Annotated in this window: 16 protein-coding genes and 1 pseudogene; 5 read left to right on the top strand and 12 right to left on the bottom strand. The window is 59.5% G+C overall.

Features of this window, described 5'->3' with window-relative positions; translation table 11 throughout:
* Positions 1-40: 40 nt before the first annotated feature.
* The 4 genes from ACQKP4_RS13865 (at position 41) to ACQKP4_RS13850 (ending at position 5,372) form a co-directional block, all read left to right on the top strand.
* Positions 41-1,813, top strand: a complete 1,773-nt coding sequence (locus tag ACQKP4_RS13865) for an N-acetylglutaminylglutamine amidotransferase (RefSeq protein WP_427633945.1) — start codon at positions 41-43, stop codon at positions 1,811-1,813.
* Positions 1,814-1,816: 3 nt separating this feature from the next.
* The gene (ngg, locus tag ACQKP4_RS13860) at positions 1,817-3,565 is read left to right on the top strand and encodes an N-acetylglutaminylglutamine synthetase (RefSeq protein ID WP_427633943.1); all 1,749 of its coding nucleotides are present in this window, start codon (positions 1,817-1,819) and stop codon (positions 3,563-3,565) included.
* Positions 3,566-3,730: 165 nt separating this feature from the next.
* The gene (locus tag ACQKP4_RS13855) at positions 3,731-4,921 is read left to right on the top strand and encodes an osmoprotectant NAGGN system M42 family peptidase (RefSeq protein WP_427633941.1); all 1,191 of its coding nucleotides are present in this window, start codon (positions 3,731-3,733) and stop codon (positions 4,919-4,921) included.
* A gap of 223 nt (positions 4,922-5,144) precedes the next feature.
* Positions 5,145-5,372: a YheU family protein gene (locus ACQKP4_RS13850; protein ID WP_007945785.1), complete on the top strand. Its 228-nt coding sequence runs from the start codon at positions 5,145-5,147 to the stop codon at positions 5,370-5,372.
* A 20-nt stretch (positions 5,373-5,392) separates the two neighbouring features.
* On the opposite strand, the gene csrA is transcribed toward ACQKP4_RS13850, so the two are convergent.
* The 3 genes from csrA to ACQKP4_RS13835 all read right to left on the bottom strand — a co-directional run bounded on the left by csrA (position 5,393) and on the right by ACQKP4_RS13835 (position 6,945).
* The gene (gene csrA, locus ACQKP4_RS13845) at positions 5,393-5,578 is read right to left on the bottom strand and encodes a carbon storage regulator CsrA (protein ID WP_427633939.1); all 186 of its coding nucleotides are present in this window, start codon (positions 5,576-5,578) and stop codon (positions 5,393-5,395) included.
* Positions 5,579-5,732: 154 nt separating this feature from the next.
* On the bottom strand, positions 5,733-6,065 hold the full coding sequence (locus tag ACQKP4_RS13840) for a YnfA family protein (RefSeq protein ID WP_427633937.1): 333 nt from the start codon (positions 6,063-6,065) through the stop codon (positions 5,733-5,735).
* A 64-nt stretch (positions 6,066-6,129) separates the two neighbouring features.
* Positions 6,130-6,945, bottom strand: coding sequence for an SDR family oxidoreductase (locus ACQKP4_RS13835; protein WP_427633935.1), 816 nt, complete (start codon positions 6,943-6,945; stop codon positions 6,130-6,132).
* Positions 6,946-7,224: 279 nt separating this feature from the next.
* On the opposite strand from ACQKP4_RS13835, the gene ACQKP4_RS13830 reads away from it, so the two are divergent.
* Positions 7,225-7,383: a DUF3309 family protein gene (locus ACQKP4_RS13830; RefSeq protein WP_172825980.1), complete on the top strand. Its 159-nt coding sequence runs from the start codon at positions 7,225-7,227 to the stop codon at positions 7,381-7,383.
* 62 nt (positions 7,384-7,445) lie between these two features.
* Here ACQKP4_RS13830 and ACQKP4_RS13825 read toward each other — a convergent pair whose 3' ends face one another.
* From ACQKP4_RS13825 to ACQKP4_RS13785, 9 genes and pseudogenes are all read right to left on the bottom strand, one after another.
* Positions 7,446-9,539: an LTA synthase family protein gene (locus ACQKP4_RS13825; RefSeq protein WP_427633933.1), complete on the bottom strand. Its 2,094-nt coding sequence runs from the start codon at positions 9,537-9,539 to the stop codon at positions 7,446-7,448.
* A 406-nt stretch (positions 9,540-9,945) separates the two neighbouring features.
* The gene (locus ACQKP4_RS13820; RefSeq protein WP_427633931.1) at positions 9,946-10,554 is read right to left on the bottom strand and encodes an START domain-containing protein; all 609 of its coding nucleotides are present in this window, start codon (positions 10,552-10,554) and stop codon (positions 9,946-9,948) included.
* Between the two features lie 40 nt (positions 10,555-10,594).
* Positions 10,595-10,849 (bottom strand): YkgJ family cysteine cluster protein, encoded by a 255-nt coding sequence (locus ACQKP4_RS13815; RefSeq protein WP_427633930.1) that lies wholly within the window; start codon positions 10,847-10,849, stop codon positions 10,595-10,597.
* Positions 10,850-11,014: 165 nt separating this feature from the next.
* Positions 11,015-11,488, bottom strand: coding sequence for a translation initiation factor 2 (locus tag ACQKP4_RS13810; RefSeq protein ID WP_427633928.1), 474 nt, complete (start codon positions 11,486-11,488; stop codon positions 11,015-11,017).
* 90 nt (positions 11,489-11,578) lie between these two features.
* Positions 11,579-13,018, bottom strand: a complete 1,440-nt coding sequence (locus tag ACQKP4_RS13805; RefSeq protein ID WP_427633926.1) for a PLP-dependent aminotransferase family protein — start codon at positions 13,016-13,018, stop codon at positions 11,579-11,581.
* A 211-nt stretch (positions 13,019-13,229) separates the two neighbouring features.
* Entirely contained in the window at positions 13,230-14,042 is an 813-nt protein-coding gene (locus tag ACQKP4_RS13800; RefSeq protein WP_427633924.1) for an OmpA family protein, read from the bottom strand.
* Positions 14,039-14,395, bottom strand: a complete 357-nt coding sequence (locus ACQKP4_RS13795; protein WP_427633922.1) for a DUF4398 domain-containing protein — start codon at positions 14,393-14,395, stop codon at positions 14,039-14,041. The genes ACQKP4_RS13800 and ACQKP4_RS13795 overlap by 4 nt, the downstream gene beginning before the upstream one ends.
* Positions 14,396-14,404: 9 nt before the next feature.
* Positions 14,405-15,241, bottom strand: coding sequence for a substrate-binding periplasmic protein (locus ACQKP4_RS13790; protein WP_427633920.1), 837 nt, complete (start codon positions 15,239-15,241; stop codon positions 14,405-14,407).
* An 80-nt stretch (positions 15,242-15,321) separates the two neighbouring features.
* Positions 15,322-15,540, bottom strand: a pseudogene (locus ACQKP4_RS13785) (FAD-binding protein); the annotation flags it as partial.
* Positions 15,541-15,631: the final 91 nt, after the last annotated feature.

Genomic DNA, 15,631 nt, shown 5'->3' with positions numbered 1-15,631 from the left:
TCGATCGACCCTCCCCAACGGAAAAACCGGTAAGGATTTTATGTGCGGATTAGCTGGCGAGTTACGCTTTGATCAACAACCTGCGGACCTCGCGGCCGTTGAACGTATTACCCATCACCTGGCGCCACGTGGCCCGGATGCGTGGGGCTTTCACAGCCAGGGGCCGATTGCCCTTGGCCATCGTCGCCTGAAAATCATGGACCTGTCGGACGGCTCAGCCCAGCCAATGGTCGACAACCAACTGGGCTTGTCCCTGGCCTTCAACGGCGCGATCTACAACTTTCCGGAGCTGCGCGCCGAGCTGGAAAACCTCGGTTATGCCTTCTACTCCGGCGGCGACACCGAAGTGCTGCTCAAGGGCTATCACGCCTGGGGCGAAGCGCTGTTGCCCAAGCTCAACGGCATGTTCGCCTTTGCCATTTGGGAGCGGGATGCTAAACGGCTGTTTATCGCCCGTGACCGTCTCGGCGTGAAGCCGCTGTACCTGTCGCGCACCGGCCAGCGTTTGCGCTTTGCCTCGGCATTGCCAGCGTTGCTCAAGGGCGGTGATATCAGCCCGATGCTGGACCCTGTGGCACTCAACCATTACCTGAATTTCCACGCGGTGGTCCCGGCCCCGCGTACGCTGATCGCCGGCATTGAAAAACTGCCGCCAGCGAGCTGGATGCGCATCGAAGCGGACGGCACCACCGAGCAAAAAACCTGGTGGACCCTGCCCTACGGCCCGCGCGCCGACGAGATGAACCTGACCCTTGAAGACTGGCGTGACCGTGTACTCGACAGCACCCGCGACGCGGTGGCGATTCGTCAACGGGCGGCAGTCGATGTCGGCGTGCTGCTCTCGGGCGGTGTCGATTCGAGCATGCTGGTGGGCTTGTTGCGTGAAGTCGGCGTGGAAAATCTCTCGACCTTTTCCATCGGTTTCCAGGATGCCGGTGGCGAACGCGGTGACGAGTTCCAGTATTCGGACTTGATCGCCAAGCACTACGGCACGCAACACCATCAATTGCGCATCGATGAAAAAGAGATCATCGAACAATTGCCCGCGGCGTTTCGCGCCATGAGCGAGCCGATGGTCAGCCACGACTGCATTGCCTTCTATCTGTTGTCCCGCGAAGTGGCCAAGCACTGCAAAGTGGTGCAGAGCGGCCAGGGTGCGGATGAGTTGTTCGCCGGTTATCACTGGTACCCGCAAGTCGACGGCGCGGCCGATCCTTACGCGGCTTATCGCGACGCGTTTTTTGACCGCAGCTACGAAGACTACGCGGCCACGGTGCAGCCGAAGTGGCTGACAGCCAATGACGCCGCGGGTGACTTCGTGAAGGAACATTTCGCACAACCCGGCGCTGAGGCCGCCGTGGACAAAGCCTTGCGCCTGGACAGCACGGTCATGCTGGTGGACGACCCGGTCAAACGCGTCGACAACATGACCATGGCCTGGGGCCTGGAAGCGCGGACGCCGTTTCTCGACTATCGCCTGGTGGAATTGTCGGCGCGGGTGCCGGGCAAATTCAAACTGCCGGACGGCGGCAAACAGGTGCTTAAAGAAGCTGCGCGGCTGGTGATTCCGAGTGAAGTCATCGACCGCAAGAAAGGTTATTTCCCGGTGCCGGGCCTCAAGCATTTGCAAGGCGATACCTTGAACTGGGTGCGCGAACTGCTGCTCGATCCGAGCCAGGATCGCGGCCTGTTCAACCCGGCCATGCTCGACCGCTTGCTGACTGACCCGCAAGGTCAACTGACCCCGTTGCGCGGCTCGAAGCTCTGGCAACTGGCCGCCCTGAACCTGTGGCTCAGTGAACAAGGAATCTGATCGATGAAACCTCACGCCACGGCTTACAGCCAACGCTTGTTGCGCGGCCAGTCGCCTTCTTATGAACGCTTGCAGGCACGTCTGGCCGAAGACGGCAGCGAATTGGGCGCCGCGCCGATTGCGCTGCATTGCGGTTGGGGCCGGTTGCTGATCGGTCACACCTTTCCCGACCCCGCCAGCCTCGCTCAAGAGTTGTTGAATGAACAACCGGGTGAGCGCGACATCGCCTTGTACGTCGCCGCGCCTCAGCAAATATTGGGACTGGAACCGGCGCAGCTGTTTCTCGACCCGTCCGACACCTTGCGCTTGTGGTTCAGCGATTACCGGCAGGCGACTCGGGTGTTTCGCGGCTTTCGCATTCGTCGTGCGCAAAGCGACGCCGACTGGCAGGCGATCAATCAGTTGTATCAGGCGCGCGGCATGTTGCCGATTGACGCGACGCTGCTGACGCCGCGTCATTTGGGCGGCCCGGTGTATTGGCTCGCCGAAGACGAAGACAGCGGCGCGATCATCGGCAGCGTCATGGGCCTCAATCATCAAAAGGCGTTCAACGATCCGGAACACGGCAGCAGTTTGTGGTGCCTGGCGGTCGATCCACAGTGTTCGCGACCCGGCGTCGGTGAAGTGCTGGTACGGCACTTGGTCGAGCACTTCATGAGCCGTGGCCTGAGCTACCTCGACCTGTCGGTGTTGCATGACAACAAACAGGCCAAGAGCCTTTACGCCAAGCTGGGTTTTCGCAACCTCTCGACCTTCGCGATCAAGCGTAAAAACGGCATCAACCAGCCGCTGTTTCTCGGGCCCGGGCCGCAGGCCGAATTCAATCCGTATGCGCGAATCATTGTCGAGGAGGCTCATCGACGTGGCATCGATGTGCAGGTCGATGACGCCGACGCCGGGATGTTCACCCTCAGTCATGGCGGTCGCCGTGTGCGCTGTCGTGAATCGCTGAGCGACCTGACCAGCGCCATCAGCATGAGTTTGTGCCAGGACAAAAGCCTGACGCACAAAGTGCTGAAAGCGGCCGGCCTGAAATTGCCGACCCAGCAACTGGCGGGCAACGCCGATGACAACCTGGCGTTTCTCGATGAACATCAGCGCGTGGTGGTCAAGCCGCTGGATGGCGAACAAGGCCAAGGCGTTGCCGTGGATTTACGGACCATTGAAGAGGTGCAGCAGGCGATTGAAAGTGCGCGCCAGTTCGACAGTCGCGTGTTGCTCGAAAGCTTCCACGAAGGCCTCGACCTGCGGATCGTGGTGATTGGCTACGAGGTGGTGGCCGCGGCCATTCGGCGCCCGGCGGAAGTGGTCGGCGACGGCCAGCATTCCATCGGCGCGTTGATTGAAGCGCAGAGTCGGCGTCGCCAGGCCGCTACCAGCGGTGAAAGCAAAATACCGCTCGATCATGAAACCCAGCGCACGCTACACGCGGCGGGCTATGACTACAGCAGCGTCTTGCCGGCGGGTGAGCACTTGTTCGTACGGCGTACGGCGAATCTTCACACGGGCGGCATTCTTGAAGATGTCACGGCGATTCTGCACCCGACCCTGGTCGATGCCGCCGTGCGTGCCGCGCGAGCGCTGGATATCCCGATGGTCGGGCTCGACTTGATGGTGGCTGCCGCCGATCAGCCGGAGTACGTGTTTATCGAAGCCAATGAGCGCGCCGGGTTGGCCAATCATGAACCGCAGCCGACGGCTGAGCGCTTTGTGGATTTGTTGTTTCCACACAGTCAGCCGGCCGCTTCTTAAGCATGTGTTGTCTGGACTGAAGCCTTCGCGAGCAAGCTCGCTCCCACGTTTGACCGCATTTCCCTGTGGGAGCGGCGATTCGATTTGCTCGCGAAGGCGCCGGCTCTGCCAACCATTTTTCCTCTCATCGAAACCATCGATGCCTTCAACTCATCAGGAGTTTCCATGACCAGCAAAATCCCCGAACCGGATCTTAATTACCTGCAAAAAGTCCTGCTGGAAATGCTCGCCATTCCCAGCCCGACCGGGTTCACCGACACCATCGTGCGGTACGTCGCCGAGCGGCTTGAAGAGCTGGGCATTCCGTTCGAGATGACCCGGCGCGGCACCATTCGCGCCACGCTCAAAGGCAAAAAGAACAGCCCCGACCGCGCGGTCTCCGCACACCTGGACACCATCGGCGCGGCGGTCCGTGCGGTGAAAGACAACGGGCGCCTGACCCTGGCGCCTGTCGGTTGCTGGTCCAGCCGTTTTGCCGAGGGCAGCCGCGTCAGTCTGTTTACCGACAATGGCGTGATCCGTGGCAGCGTGTTGCCGCTGATGGCGTCCGGGCATGCGTTCAATACCGCCGTGGATGAAATGCCGATCAGTTGGGACCACGTCGAGTTGCGTCTGGATGCCTATTGCGCGACCCGCGCCGATTGCGACTCGCTGGGGATCAGCGTCGGTGATTTCGTGGCCTTCGATCCGTTGCCGGAGTTCACCGAAAGCGGCCACATCAGCGCCCGTCACCTGGATGACAAGGCCGGGGTCGCCGCCTTGCTGGCGGCGATGAAGGCAATTATCGACAGCGGCGAGGAGTTGATGATCGATTGCCATCCGCTGTTCACCATCACCGAGGAAACCGGCAGTGGCGCGGCGGCGGCGTTGCCGTGGGACGTCAGCGAATTCGTTGGCATCGACATTGCGCCGGTCGCCCCTGGGCAGCATTCCAGCGAACACGCGGTGAGCGTGGCAATGCAGGATTCCGGCGGGCCTTATGACTATCACCTGTCGCGGCACCTGCTGCGATTGGCCAGCGACAACGATCTGCCGGTGCGTCGCGATCTGTTCCGGTATTACTTTAGCGACGCGCATTCGGCGGTGACGGCCGGGCATGACATCCGCACCGCCCTGCTCGCCTTCGGTTGCGACGCGACCCATGGGTATGAACGCACGCACATCGACAGCCTTGCGGCGCTGAGCCGGTTGCTGGGGGCGTACATCCTGAGCCCGCCAGTGTTTGCCAGCGATGCACAACCGGCGAAAGGGTCGCTGGACCGGTTCAGTCATCAGATCGAACATGACACGCAGATGGAAAGTGATACGCGGGTGCCGTCGGTGGACAGCCTTGTCGGTCAGCGGTCCGATAACTGACCGCAGCCATACGTTGTTTGCGAGATCGCCTTCGCGAGCAAGCCCGCTCCCACAGTCGACCGAGTTTCCCTGTGGGAGCAAGCCTGTTCTCACAAGCGACCGAGTTTCCCTGTGGGAGCGGGCTTGCTCGCGAAGGCGTCAGCCCAGGCACTCACTGATATGCAGGCTAGCCGCAACCCGCCATTCGCCGTAGCATCGCGCCATTGTTTTCGCCGAGGTGCCTATGCTGATCCCGTACGACCAACTTGAAGTCGACACCCTGACCCGCCTGATCGAAGATTTCGTGACCCGTGACGGCACCGATAACGGTGATGACACACCGCTGGAAACCCGTGTATTACGCGTCCGTCAAGCGCTCACCAAAGGACAGGCGCTGATCGTGTTCGACCCCGAAAGCGAGCAATGCCAGTTGATGCTCAAACATGATGTGCCCAAGCACTTGTTCGACTGAACCGTGTTTGACCGAGCGCCTCAGCGGCCCTTGGTTTTTGCCAGTTTGATCTGGATACGTTCGTAGACTTCGGCACGATGCACACTGACGTTTTTTGGCGCTTCGACGCCAAAACGCACGCTGTTGCCGCTGACTTCAAGAACGCGCACTGAAATATCGTCACCGATGGAAATCATCTCGCCGACGACGCGACTGAGTACAAGCATGGTCATGGTCCTTCAGGATTACCGGCCCTCGAAGATGCCCTGCGCGTAGCGGCTCTTCAATGCGCGGACGGCAAATCAGTCCTGCCCTACAGCGCCAGGCGAAGGACGCTGACGGAAGCGTCTGACAACACAGTCAAAATGCAGGACCGATCCTTCAGGATGCGCTAAAGCGCGGGCCGAACAGAATGATGCTGGCGCCGATGACACACAGCGCCACGCCGACCCAGTCCGAACCCAGCGGACGAATGCGCTCCACGACCGCCAGCCAGCCAATCGAGGCGATGATGTAAATGCCACCGTAGGCAGCGTAGGCACGCCCGGCATAGCTCGCTTCGACGCGGGTCAGCAACAGGGCGAACAGGGTCAGGCTGAGTAGCGCCGGCAGCACCCACCAGGCACTTTTGCCTTGGCGAAGCCACATCCAGAAAGCGAAGCAGCCGGCGATTTCGAACAGCGCCGCGAGGAAAAACCACAGGTAGTTGAGCATGCAGAGGTCTCGTGAGGATGGCCGATGGCGGCCACCCTAACGACGGTGATGCGCCCGGGCAAGATCAGCCGGCGTTTTGTTTGACCTTGGCGCGCATCTTGTCGGCCATGACGGTCATTTCGTTGTAAAGCAGTTGCGGGTTTTTCTGCTTGATCGCCCAGGCCATGCGGCCCTGTTCGTGGGGCAGGATCATGAATTGGCCGGCGGCGACTTGCTGATAAATATAGTCGGCAATATCGCTGGCGGTGATCGGCGAGCTCTCCAGCAACTTGCCGACCTGGGCCTTCATCGCCGGCGTCGGGCCACGGAAAGAATCCAGCAAGTTGGTCTGGAAGAACGACGGACACACCACATGCACGCCCACTTCCTGTTGCGCCAGTTCGATCAGCAGGCTTTCCGACAACGCCACCACACCGGCCTTGGCCACGTTGTAATTGCTCATTGCCGGGCCTTGCATCAGCGCCGCCATCGACGCGATGTTGATGATCTTGCCTTTGCTTTTTTCCAGTAACGGCAGGAACGCCTTGCAGCCCTTGACCACGCCCATCAGGTTGATCGCGATCTGCCAGTCCCAGTCTTCCAGCGACAGTTCGCTGAAAAATCCGCCCGAGGCCACACCGGCGTTGTTGACGATGACGTCGATACCGCCGAATTTTTCTTCGCACGCTTGGGCGAACGCGGTCAGCTGGCTGTAATCGCGCACATCGCAGCGCTGGGTAAAACCGTCGCCGCCGGCCTCGCGCACCAGTTTCAGGGTTTCCTGCAAACCGGGCTCGCTGACGTCCGACAAGGCCAGTTGCCAGCCTTCACGCGCCCAACGCAGCGCGATTTCGCGACCCAAGCCCGAGCCCGCGCCAGTGATCATCATGCGATTTTGCATAGCAGACAGCCTTGTTGTTCCGGGGAAGATGCGCTGAGTGTAGCGAAGGACATTGTCCGACCCACGCTCCATCAAATTGCTGAATGGCCCGAGCAAACCGTGGGCGCGTGCGTTTCAACTAACGCGTTTAAAAAGAAATAAGCCTTTCTTCGAAAAACATTAAAAAAACATGGAATTTTCCGACTTGCGCGAGAGTCGGAGATTGTAAGCAGCTTGAATTAAACGCCTTCCAGCTGACAGTTAAAAGCTAGGTCATTCCCGAACACTTCTAACAAGGAAATAGACATGGGCACCATTCTCATCGTAATTCTGATCCTCCTGCTGATCGGTGGTTTGCCGGTTTTCCCACACTCCAGAAGTTGGGGTTATGGTCCATCAGGCATCATCGGCGTGGTCTTGGTAGTGCTGTTGATCCTGCTCTTACTTGGTCGGATATAACCATTTAACGGACAAAAAAAGAGGCCCTTGAAAAAGGGCCTCTTTTTTATTGTGCCGGCTATTTAGTCCGGCTTGCCGTCCACCACACCGGCGGTGTTGTCGAGCAGGCTCTTGGTCGCAGTTTGCAGGAACGCTTCGAGTTTGAGTTTCAACTCGGCCGTGCGCGGATCATTGGCAAGGATCTCGGCATGCGGCTTGGCGCCCATTTCATAGCGATACATCTTGGGCTCCATTTCCTTCTCTTTTGGCAGCACCAGAATCTGGTCGCCGCTGAGAATGGCGGTGGTCTGTTCGCTGCCCGACGGTTTGATCACACCAAACCCTTGATCGCCTTCAGGCAGGTTCAACAGGTCGCGACCCCAGCATTGCTGGCGCACTTCGCCACCGATGCGGCCCATGATGGTCGGCACGATGTCGATTTGAGTGCCGACCGTGTGATTACGCTGACCGAACTTTTCCTGGATGCCCGGCGCGATCATCAGCATCGGCACGTTGAAGCGGCCAAGGTCCATTTCGGTAATTTGTTGCTCGTTACCGAAACCGTGGTCACCAACGATCACAAACAGGGTTTCCTTGAAGTACGGCTCTTTGCGCGCCTTCTCGAAGAACTGACCCAGTGCCCAGTCGGCGTAACGCATGGCGGTCAAGTGTTCGTTGAGGCTGCCGCGATCGGTCACGCGTTCGACCGGCAATGGCGTCGGCAAGGCGTATGGCGTGTGGTTGGACAGCGTCTGCAGCAGGGCATAGAACGGCTTGCCGTTTTCCCGTGCCTTGAGCTCGACCAAACCACGGTCAAACATGTCCTGGTCGGACACGCCCCAGGTCGGATCAGAGAACACCGGGTTCACGAAGTCATTACGACCGATGAAGTTGGTCATGCCCTGGTTGCTGAAGAAACCCGACTGGTTGTCCCAGGCGAAGTCGCCGTTGTAGACGTACACGTCATCGTAATCACGCGCGCTCAGCAATTGCGGCAGGCCGGACAATTTGTGGCTGCCTTCCGGGGTCTGCATCAGGTATTCGAAACCCGGCAGGTTCGGGAAGCAGGCCATGGTGGCGAACATACCCTGGTGGGTGTGAGTGCCGTTGGAGAAGAAGCGGTCGAACAACAGGCCTTCTTTCGACAGTTTGTCGAGGTACGGCGTGATGTTGCCCGGTGCGCCCAGGGCGCCGACCGAGTGACCGGCCATGCTTTCCATCAGGATCACGACCACGTTCTTGATCGGCAGGGTCTTGTCGGCCGGCGGCGTGTAATCGCGGCGCACGGCGGCGGTCTCGGCATCCACCAGCTTGTCGTCGCGCATCACCAGCATGTCACGCACGGTCTGCTGGGCCAGAGGTTGTGGCAACGTGGCTTTCCAGATGTTGTCGCGATCTTCGGACATCCGGCTCTTGGCCGCAGCGATCAGCGACAGGGTGCCGTTGAGGCCCAACTGGTTGGCGAAATTGGAGTCGGTGGTGTAGACGTCACCCCAGCGCAGCGGCGGCCCCTGACGCAAAGTGCCGCGAGCGGCCACCACACAGATCAGCAGGCACACCACGAACACCGCGGTGCGGGTGTACCACGGCGCCACCTGGCGGGTGCCGATGCTGCCGCCGCTGAACGGACCGCGAGGACGGGTCGCGCGGTCGGCGCCCTTGAACGCGAGGGTCAGGATCAGCGTGCCGAACGCCCACGCCAGCAGATAGCGAACCACCGGGAAACCGTACCAGAGCATGCTCATCACGGTCTTCGGATCTTCCTTCACATACTGGAAGACCAGGCCGTTGAGGCGCTGGTGGAACTCGCGGTAGAAGTCCATCTCCATCAAGCCGAGGAACAGCGCGATGCTCGATGCGATGGTCAGCCAGAAGCGGAAGAACCCGCGGGCAGCCATGGCCCGAACGCTGAACAGCGCCAGCAGCAGCGGAATGCAGAGGTAGACCACCAGACGCAGGTCGAAACGCAAGCCGTTGGCGAACGCTTCAAGGAAGGTCGAGGCCGGTGTGTCGAGGATCATCGAGCGGTTGTACACCAGCAGCGCAACGCGCAGCAGGCTGAACATGACCATCATGATAAAGGCGCACAGCAGCGTGTAGGCCAGATGCGATTTGACGGTCGGTTGCAGCAGGCGACTAGAAGCTCGCTGCTGATTCAGGGCGTCCGGGTTTGCCATGTCGTTTAAGGACCCATTGGAAGTTTAAGTTTCAAAAATACGGCGGCGCCTTGCCCTCTGTTGGCCAATTCTCGACCCCGGGGCTTGCGCGGTGCGCAAATGTTGCACGATCACCCGCCTCATTGCCATTGATTACTGATTGGCAGGCTGACGGGGGCGGATTGTCTTGGAGGTCTTGTGAAAATTTCGTGCAACGAATATCCGGAAACACAATAAAGCCAGAACTGACAGTGCCTGCAACTTGTGGGAGCGGGCTTGCTCGCGAATGCGTCGTGTCAGTCGCCCTCCCTGTTGAATAGTTAACCGCCTGCGCGAGCAAGCCCGATCCCACCGGGATTGCGCTTTGGTCTCGCCCCAACGAAAAACGCCCCGAACCAGTCGGGGCGTTAGTTGCCGCGCTTGACGATTACTTCTCGGCGCGTTCTTTCAGGGCCTTCAAGGTATCGAACGGCGCATCGACCACGAACTTGTTGGCAACCATGGCCGGCACGCTGCCACCTGGCTCTGTGTGCACCTGGTAAGTCACTTCGACCTGATCAGCACCTTTAGGCACAAACTTCCAGAAACCCTCTACCTGGGTCACGCGTACGAAACCCTTTTCTTCCGGGATGTACTTGGGCACGCCTTCAAGCTTGCGGGTCAGGCTGCCGTCGGCCCCTTCGATGGTGGTGACGTGCAACACCGAATCACGCGGGGTCACTGGCCACGGGGTATTGAACTGGGTGTAGGTCCAGCTCTGATCGCCTTCGTGCTTGAGCAGCTTCTGGGTCTTGCATTCGTGAATCCAGGCACAAGCGCCCGCGACGTCTTCCTGCAACGCGCGCAGTTTGGCGATGGTGGTCTTCATCACGGTGACGCCCTGGTAGGCCTTGTAATCAGAACCGGCCACTTCACTCAGGGAGACCTTGATGCCGTCTTCATTCTTGGCCACTTTCCAGTCTTCCGCCTGGGCGGCCGAGGTGGCGAGTACAGCCGTCAAACCACACAGCACAGCAATACGATGCAGCGAACCCATAGTCTTATTCCTTATTGTTGAAGTTCCGTTCGTAAACACATCACGCCGCCGTCATTTGCTCCCACCAACCCAGCAATCTGATCGCTTCGTCATTGCTGGTCCCGCACACTTCGACATCGGCAGCAAAAGCAGAGCACACCGCAGGACGCTCCGGTTTGCCGAAGATCGTGCACAGGTTTTCGACAGAAAGTTGCACGCAACGTTCTCCGGCGGCTTTGCCCTGAGGCATGCCGGGAATCGGTGAACTGATGGAAGGGGCAATACAACAAGCGCCACAGCCTTCACGGCATTTCATGACGACAAGCTCCTCGCGACGGGCGCTGTGTTAAAGGACGGGGCACAGAGTAACCGCTAAAACAGTTGTTTAAAAATACCTGGGCCCGGGTTTTTTCGCTGAAACCACCGTGACTGACCAGTCTCCGACAAAGCGTCTGGCCCGCGGGTCACGGATGGGGGTGATTTACTGTTTGAACTCGAAGTCCAGCGCGGCGCCTTCGACTTCCCGACGCTCTTCGTTACGCAGTTGCAACTGCATTTCGTTGCTGAGCAACCGGCCGTTGAGTTGAAACGGGCTGCTGCCCGCCTTGTCGCCAAACATCTGCGGCAACACTGCATCGTGCTTGGGCAGTGGCACCGTGCCGATCGGTTTCAATTCTTCGGCCATTTGCGGTGGCAGTCTCAAATCAAGGTTGGCGGGTGGAAGCTGGGTTTTCACCACTTCACTGGCGGGTTTCGACTTGGAGGCAATCGGCAGGCGTTTTTTCACCGGCGCCGGCTTCTTTTTAACCGCCGCGGCTTTCTTGACCGGCGCTGGTGTCTTCGCCGTCGTGCTGGCAGCCGGCGTTTCCTGAGCAGCCGCCGCCATGACGCTTTCGGTATGAAAGGTCACCAGCAGGCAGAATGAAAAGCAGATGAAAGGAAAAATCGGCTTCATGAACCCAACAGCGCTGACGGCAGAGGGCCATATGCTCGCCTGTTGTAGGCAACATGACAAGTATGCGCAGGAAACTACCTGCCCAGCTCGTCAGAACAAGCCGGTCGTCTCCTGACACAATTGTGTGGCCAGCATCCCCAATGTCATCAATGCGCGCTCGGCTTCACGGTTCCACGGGATCCCGCAGTTCAGCCGAATGCAGTGATTGAACTGCTCGGTGTTACTGAAAATCAGCCCCGGCGCGATGCTGATCCCCTGTTGCAAGGCCCGTACGTGCAATTCCTGGGTGTTGACGCGTCCCGGCAAACTGACCCACAGAATGAAACCGCCGGTCGGCCGGGTCATCTGCGTGCCTTCGGGGAAATGCTGCTGCACTGCCAGCTGGAAAGCGCTGAGGTTCTTGCGGTATTCCTGACGGATGTAGCGCAAGTGTCGGTCGTAGCCGCCGTTCTCCAGGTACGCTGCGATGCCCATTTGGGTGACGCTGCACGCCGAATGCGTGCTGAAGGTCTGCAAGCGCTGGATTTCCTGCTGATACTTGCCAGCGATCATCCAGCCGATACGCACCCCCGGCGACAGGGTTTTCGAGAAACTGGAGCAATAAATCACGCGGTCGAGCCGGTCGTATGCCTTGAGTGCCTTGGTTCGGCCTTGCTCGAACATCAGCTCGCCGTAGATATCGTCCTCGACGATCTGGATGTCAAAGTCCGACGCCAGGCGCAGCAGTTGTTTCTGACGCTCCTCCGGCATGGTGCCGCCCAGCGGATTGCTCAGACGAGTGGTCAGCACCAGTGCCTTGATCGACCACTGATTGGCCGCCAGTTGCAGGGCTTCAAGGCTCATGCCGGTGGCCGGATCACTGGGGATTTCAATGACTTTCAGGCCCAGCAGATCCGCCAGTTGCAGCAGACCGTAATAGGTCGGCGACTCCGCAGCGATCAGGTCGCCCGGGCGCGTCAGCACGCGCAAGGACATCTGCAATGCGTCGACGCAACCGTGGGTGATCACCACTTCGGAGGGATCAACCACCACACCGGCATCGCGCATGCGGATCGCGACTTGTCGGCGCAACGGCTCAAAACCGGGGCTGAACATGTAGCTGAAAGCGCGCGGGCTATGGAATCGGGTGACTTTGGCGAGCTGCTGATGCAGCGCGCGGACTGGTAAATAATCGACACTCGGCACCGCCGCGCCCAGGGGGAACACACCCTCGCGGCGGGATTCGACCAGTACTTGCTGAATGATGCTGCTGCGCGTGACCAGGCCGGGGCGCTCGACGCGGGCGATGTCCGGGGTCGGCGCGGTCAGGGCTGGCGTCTGGTGCACGTAGTAACCGGACTGCGGCCGGGCACGAATCAGCCCCTGATCTTCAAGGTTGGCGTAAGCCTGTAGCACCGTCGCATGGCTGACGTTGAGCTGCGAACTCATCTTGCGCACCGAAGGCACGCGCTCCCCCGGTTGATAGACACCACGGCGGATGTCTTCGGCCAGTTGTTGAGCAATACGTTGGTACAGCAAGAGATTGGTCATGACGCAGCACTCGATTTCACGGGCATTTTATTCTTGTGCGAAACAATACCGGAACAGTTTAGAAGTGTACGGGCACAGTCGCCACAATAGTCGACCGTACAGTGCAGTGTCAGCAAAATCTGTACTGCTTTTATCGATTGCATGAGCTGATTCACAGTCGTAAAAAAACCCGGCGCTGCCTGGCAGGCCGGGTTTTCCAGTGACGCAACCGTTAGCGGGCGGCGCCGAGCTGGCCTTTTTCGTCGGAGAACACAATTTCCACCCGACGGTTCTGCGCACGCCCACGCTCGGAAGCATTGACGTCCACCGGGTATTCGTCGCCGTAGCCTTCAACCTGGATGCGTTTGTCGTCAATTCCCAAGTCCATCAAGACATCGGCCACCGATTGCGCACGGTCACGCGATAGCTTGAGGTTTTCCTGCTTGCCACCGGTGCTGTCGGTGTAGCCTTCGATGCGCACCACGCGTTTAGGATTGAGCTGCAGGAACTGAACGATTTTCAGCACTACGCGATTGGCCGAATTCTTCAGCTCGGCCTCGCCGGTGTCGAACAGCACATCGCCCAAGGTCATCACCAAACCACGGTCGGTCTGGGTGGTCGCCAACGCGACAATCTGCTCTTCGAGCCACTTGCCCTGTTGCTGCACGCTGAGCAGCTTGGACTCGCGCAACGCCAACTGCAGGCGCTGACGCTCAAGTTCGAGTTTTGCCGCGCGCTCTTCGTTGAGCACCTGGTTGGTGTGCTCCCGGGCGATTTCGCTGTAGCGCTGGCTCAAATAGGCGTAATGCACCACATCCGAACCGCTGCCCCAGTAGCTGGACAGGCGATCGGCGCGGGCCAGGGATTCACCGGCGCGGATCACGTCTTTCGGCGCGATACGCAGCACGTTCGAATCTTCCTTGACCTTCTGGAAGTCGGCGCCCGCCTCTTGCAACGCCGCCTCACTGTGCTGGCCGGCGCAACCATAAAGGCTGACGCATCCAGCGAGGATCAAGCCGCCCAATACTTTCGAGTGCAGGCTCATTGAGCATCCCCCAACTGCTTGCGCAGACGAGTGATGCGGGTGTTGAGCACGTTCAGTTGCTCCTCGCTTTTAGCGGTCAGCACCTTGGCTTCGGCCAGGCGTGCGTCCAGTTCGGCCTGCTCGGCACGCATGCGCGCATGTTTGTAGGACTGATCGGTCATGTCGCCTTGGGCACGGGCAAATTTGTCTTCGGCCAGTTTCATTTCCGGCATATCGTCAGCGGTGGCGCCCACGGCTTTTGCTTGTACGAGCGCCTGCTCGGTCAGGCGTATCTGTTCATTCGGCGCCGGATCGGCTGCACAACCCGCCAGAGCCAGAACGGCCAGGGCAGCGAAAAGAGGTCGAATACTCACTAAAAATCCCTACTGTTTTGGGGTACTGACGGGTTGTTGCTGCTGTTGAGAAAGTTGTGCTTTCCAACGTTCGATATTGCGCAGCAGCGCGGCTTCCGTCAGTCCGGACGCGGGCAATTCTGTCATCTTTTTAGCCAGCTGTCCGCGCAACCACGGATCGTTGCAGGCGGAGTTGTGCGAAACCGCGAGGAACAGGCCGGGTTTGTCGACCGGCTCGACACGGGCAACAAGGTCGTTGGCCATGCTCAATGCCTGGGCGGCCGCCATGCCTGAATAGCGTCCGGCGAGGACAAATTCCACTTCGCCCAGGAGTAATTTCTGAAAGGCCTGGGTCAGGTTGGCGGTACGTGTGAGGGTCAATTGCTGCTGGGCAAATGTGCCGAATGCCTGCGTCATTCGAGACTTTTCCGACACGGCGCCGGGATGGCCGTGAAGGTCTTGCACCTGGTTGTAGACGAGCGCCGAATCCTTGCGGGTCCAGACCAGATAATCGTTTTCCAGCAACGGCGGATGGATGTAATCCAGGGTTTCCAGTTCACTGACGGTCAACGGCGCATCAGCCAGCATGTCCATCCGCCCGCTGCGCACTTCGTCCAACGCCTGGGAGCGTTTGCCGGCGTAGAGCAATTCGACCTTGATGCCCAACTCCCCCGCCACTTGCTGCAACAGGTCAGCGCTGGCGCCGATCAAGTACTTGGGGTTCTGCGGGTCTTGCCACAAGTACGGCGGCGCGTCCGGGCTGCCGGTCACCACCAGGCGCTCGCACTTGCCCGCGGCATTGGACAGCGCCGGCAACATCGTCAAACCCAGCAGTAATGACCAGCCACACAGGCGGCGCAGATCCATGACGATGCTCTCCCACTTAAATCCGGAACAAAAAAAAGCCCGACCAAAAGGTCGGGCTCTTTATAAGTGAAGCCGCTGGATTAGACCAGCTTCTCCAGCTCAGGGATGGCTTCGAACAAGTCCGCCACCAGGCCGTAATCGGCCACCTGGAAGATCGGCGCTTCTTCGTCCTTGTTGATCGCAACGATCACTTTGGAGTCTTTCATGCCGGCCAGGTGCTGGATCGCGCCGGAAATACCGACCGCGATGTACAGCTGTGGAGCAACGATCTTGCCGGTCTGACCGACCTGCATGTCGTTGCCGGTGCAGGTGGCCGAACTCAACGGCAGGCAAATGGGTGGCGCTCAGGTGCTGTGTATCGATAACGAGGACAGCATCCTGATTGGCATG

This window comes from Pseudomonas sp. NPDC086278 (assembly GCF_050280905.1).
GTDB lineage: Bacteria > Pseudomonadota > Gammaproteobacteria > Pseudomonadales > Pseudomonadaceae > Aquipseudomonas.
The sequence above is the reverse complement of the archived record's forward strand: the minus strand, read 5'-3'. Positions and strand labels throughout refer to the sequence as shown.

What these genes read in the sequence shown, in the direction of transcription:
- ACQKP4_RS13865 (WP_427633945.1), top strand. Translation starts at nt 41, where the DNA reads ATGTGCGGATTAGCTGGCGAGTTACGCTTTGATCAACAACCTGCGGAC.
- ngg (WP_427633943.1), top strand. Translation starts at nt 1,817, where the DNA reads ATGAAACCTCACGCCACGGCTTACAGCCAACGCTTGTTGCGCGGCCAG.
- ACQKP4_RS13855 (WP_427633941.1), top strand. Translation starts at nt 3,731, where the DNA reads ATGACCAGCAAAATCCCCGAACCGGATCTTAATTACCTGCAAAAAGTC.
- ACQKP4_RS13850 (WP_007945785.1), top strand. Translation starts at nt 5,145, where the DNA reads ATGCTGATCCCGTACGACCAACTTGAAGTCGACACCCTGACCCGCCTG.
- csrA (WP_427633939.1), bottom strand. Translation starts at nt 5,578, where the DNA reads ATGCTTGTACTCAGTCGCGTCGTCGGCGAGATGATTTCCATCGGTGAC.
- ACQKP4_RS13840 (WP_427633937.1), bottom strand. Translation starts at nt 6,065, where the DNA reads ATGCTCAACTACCTGTGGTTTTTCCTCGCGGCGCTGTTCGAAATCGCC.
- ACQKP4_RS13835 (WP_427633935.1), bottom strand. Translation starts at nt 6,945, where the DNA reads ATGCAAAATCGCATGATGATCACTGGCGCGGGCTCGGGCTTGGGTCGC.
- ACQKP4_RS13825 (WP_427633933.1), bottom strand. Translation starts at nt 9,539, where the DNA reads ATGGCAAACCCGGACGCCCTGAATCAGCAGCGAGCTTCTAGTCGCCTG.
- ACQKP4_RS13820 (WP_427633931.1), bottom strand. Translation starts at nt 10,554, where the DNA reads ATGGGTTCGCTGCATCGTATTGCTGTGCTGTGTGGTTTGACGGCTGTA.
- ACQKP4_RS13815 (WP_427633930.1), bottom strand. Translation starts at nt 10,849, where the DNA reads ATGAAATGCCGTGAAGGCTGTGGCGCTTGTTGTATTGCCCCTTCCATC.
- ACQKP4_RS13810 (WP_427633928.1), bottom strand. Translation starts at nt 11,488, where the DNA reads ATGAAGCCGATTTTTCCTTTCATCTGCTTTTCATTCTGCCTGCTGGTG.
- ACQKP4_RS13805 (WP_427633926.1), bottom strand. Translation starts at nt 13,018, where the DNA reads ATGACCAATCTCTTGCTGTACCAACGTATTGCTCAACAACTGGCCGAA.
- ACQKP4_RS13800 (WP_427633924.1), bottom strand. Translation starts at nt 14,042, where the DNA reads ATGAGCCTGCACTCGAAAGTATTGGGCGGCTTGATCCTCGCTGGATGC.
- ACQKP4_RS13790 (WP_427633920.1), bottom strand. Translation starts at nt 15,241, where the DNA reads ATGGATCTGCGCCGCCTGTGTGGCTGGTCATTACTGCTGGGTTTGACG.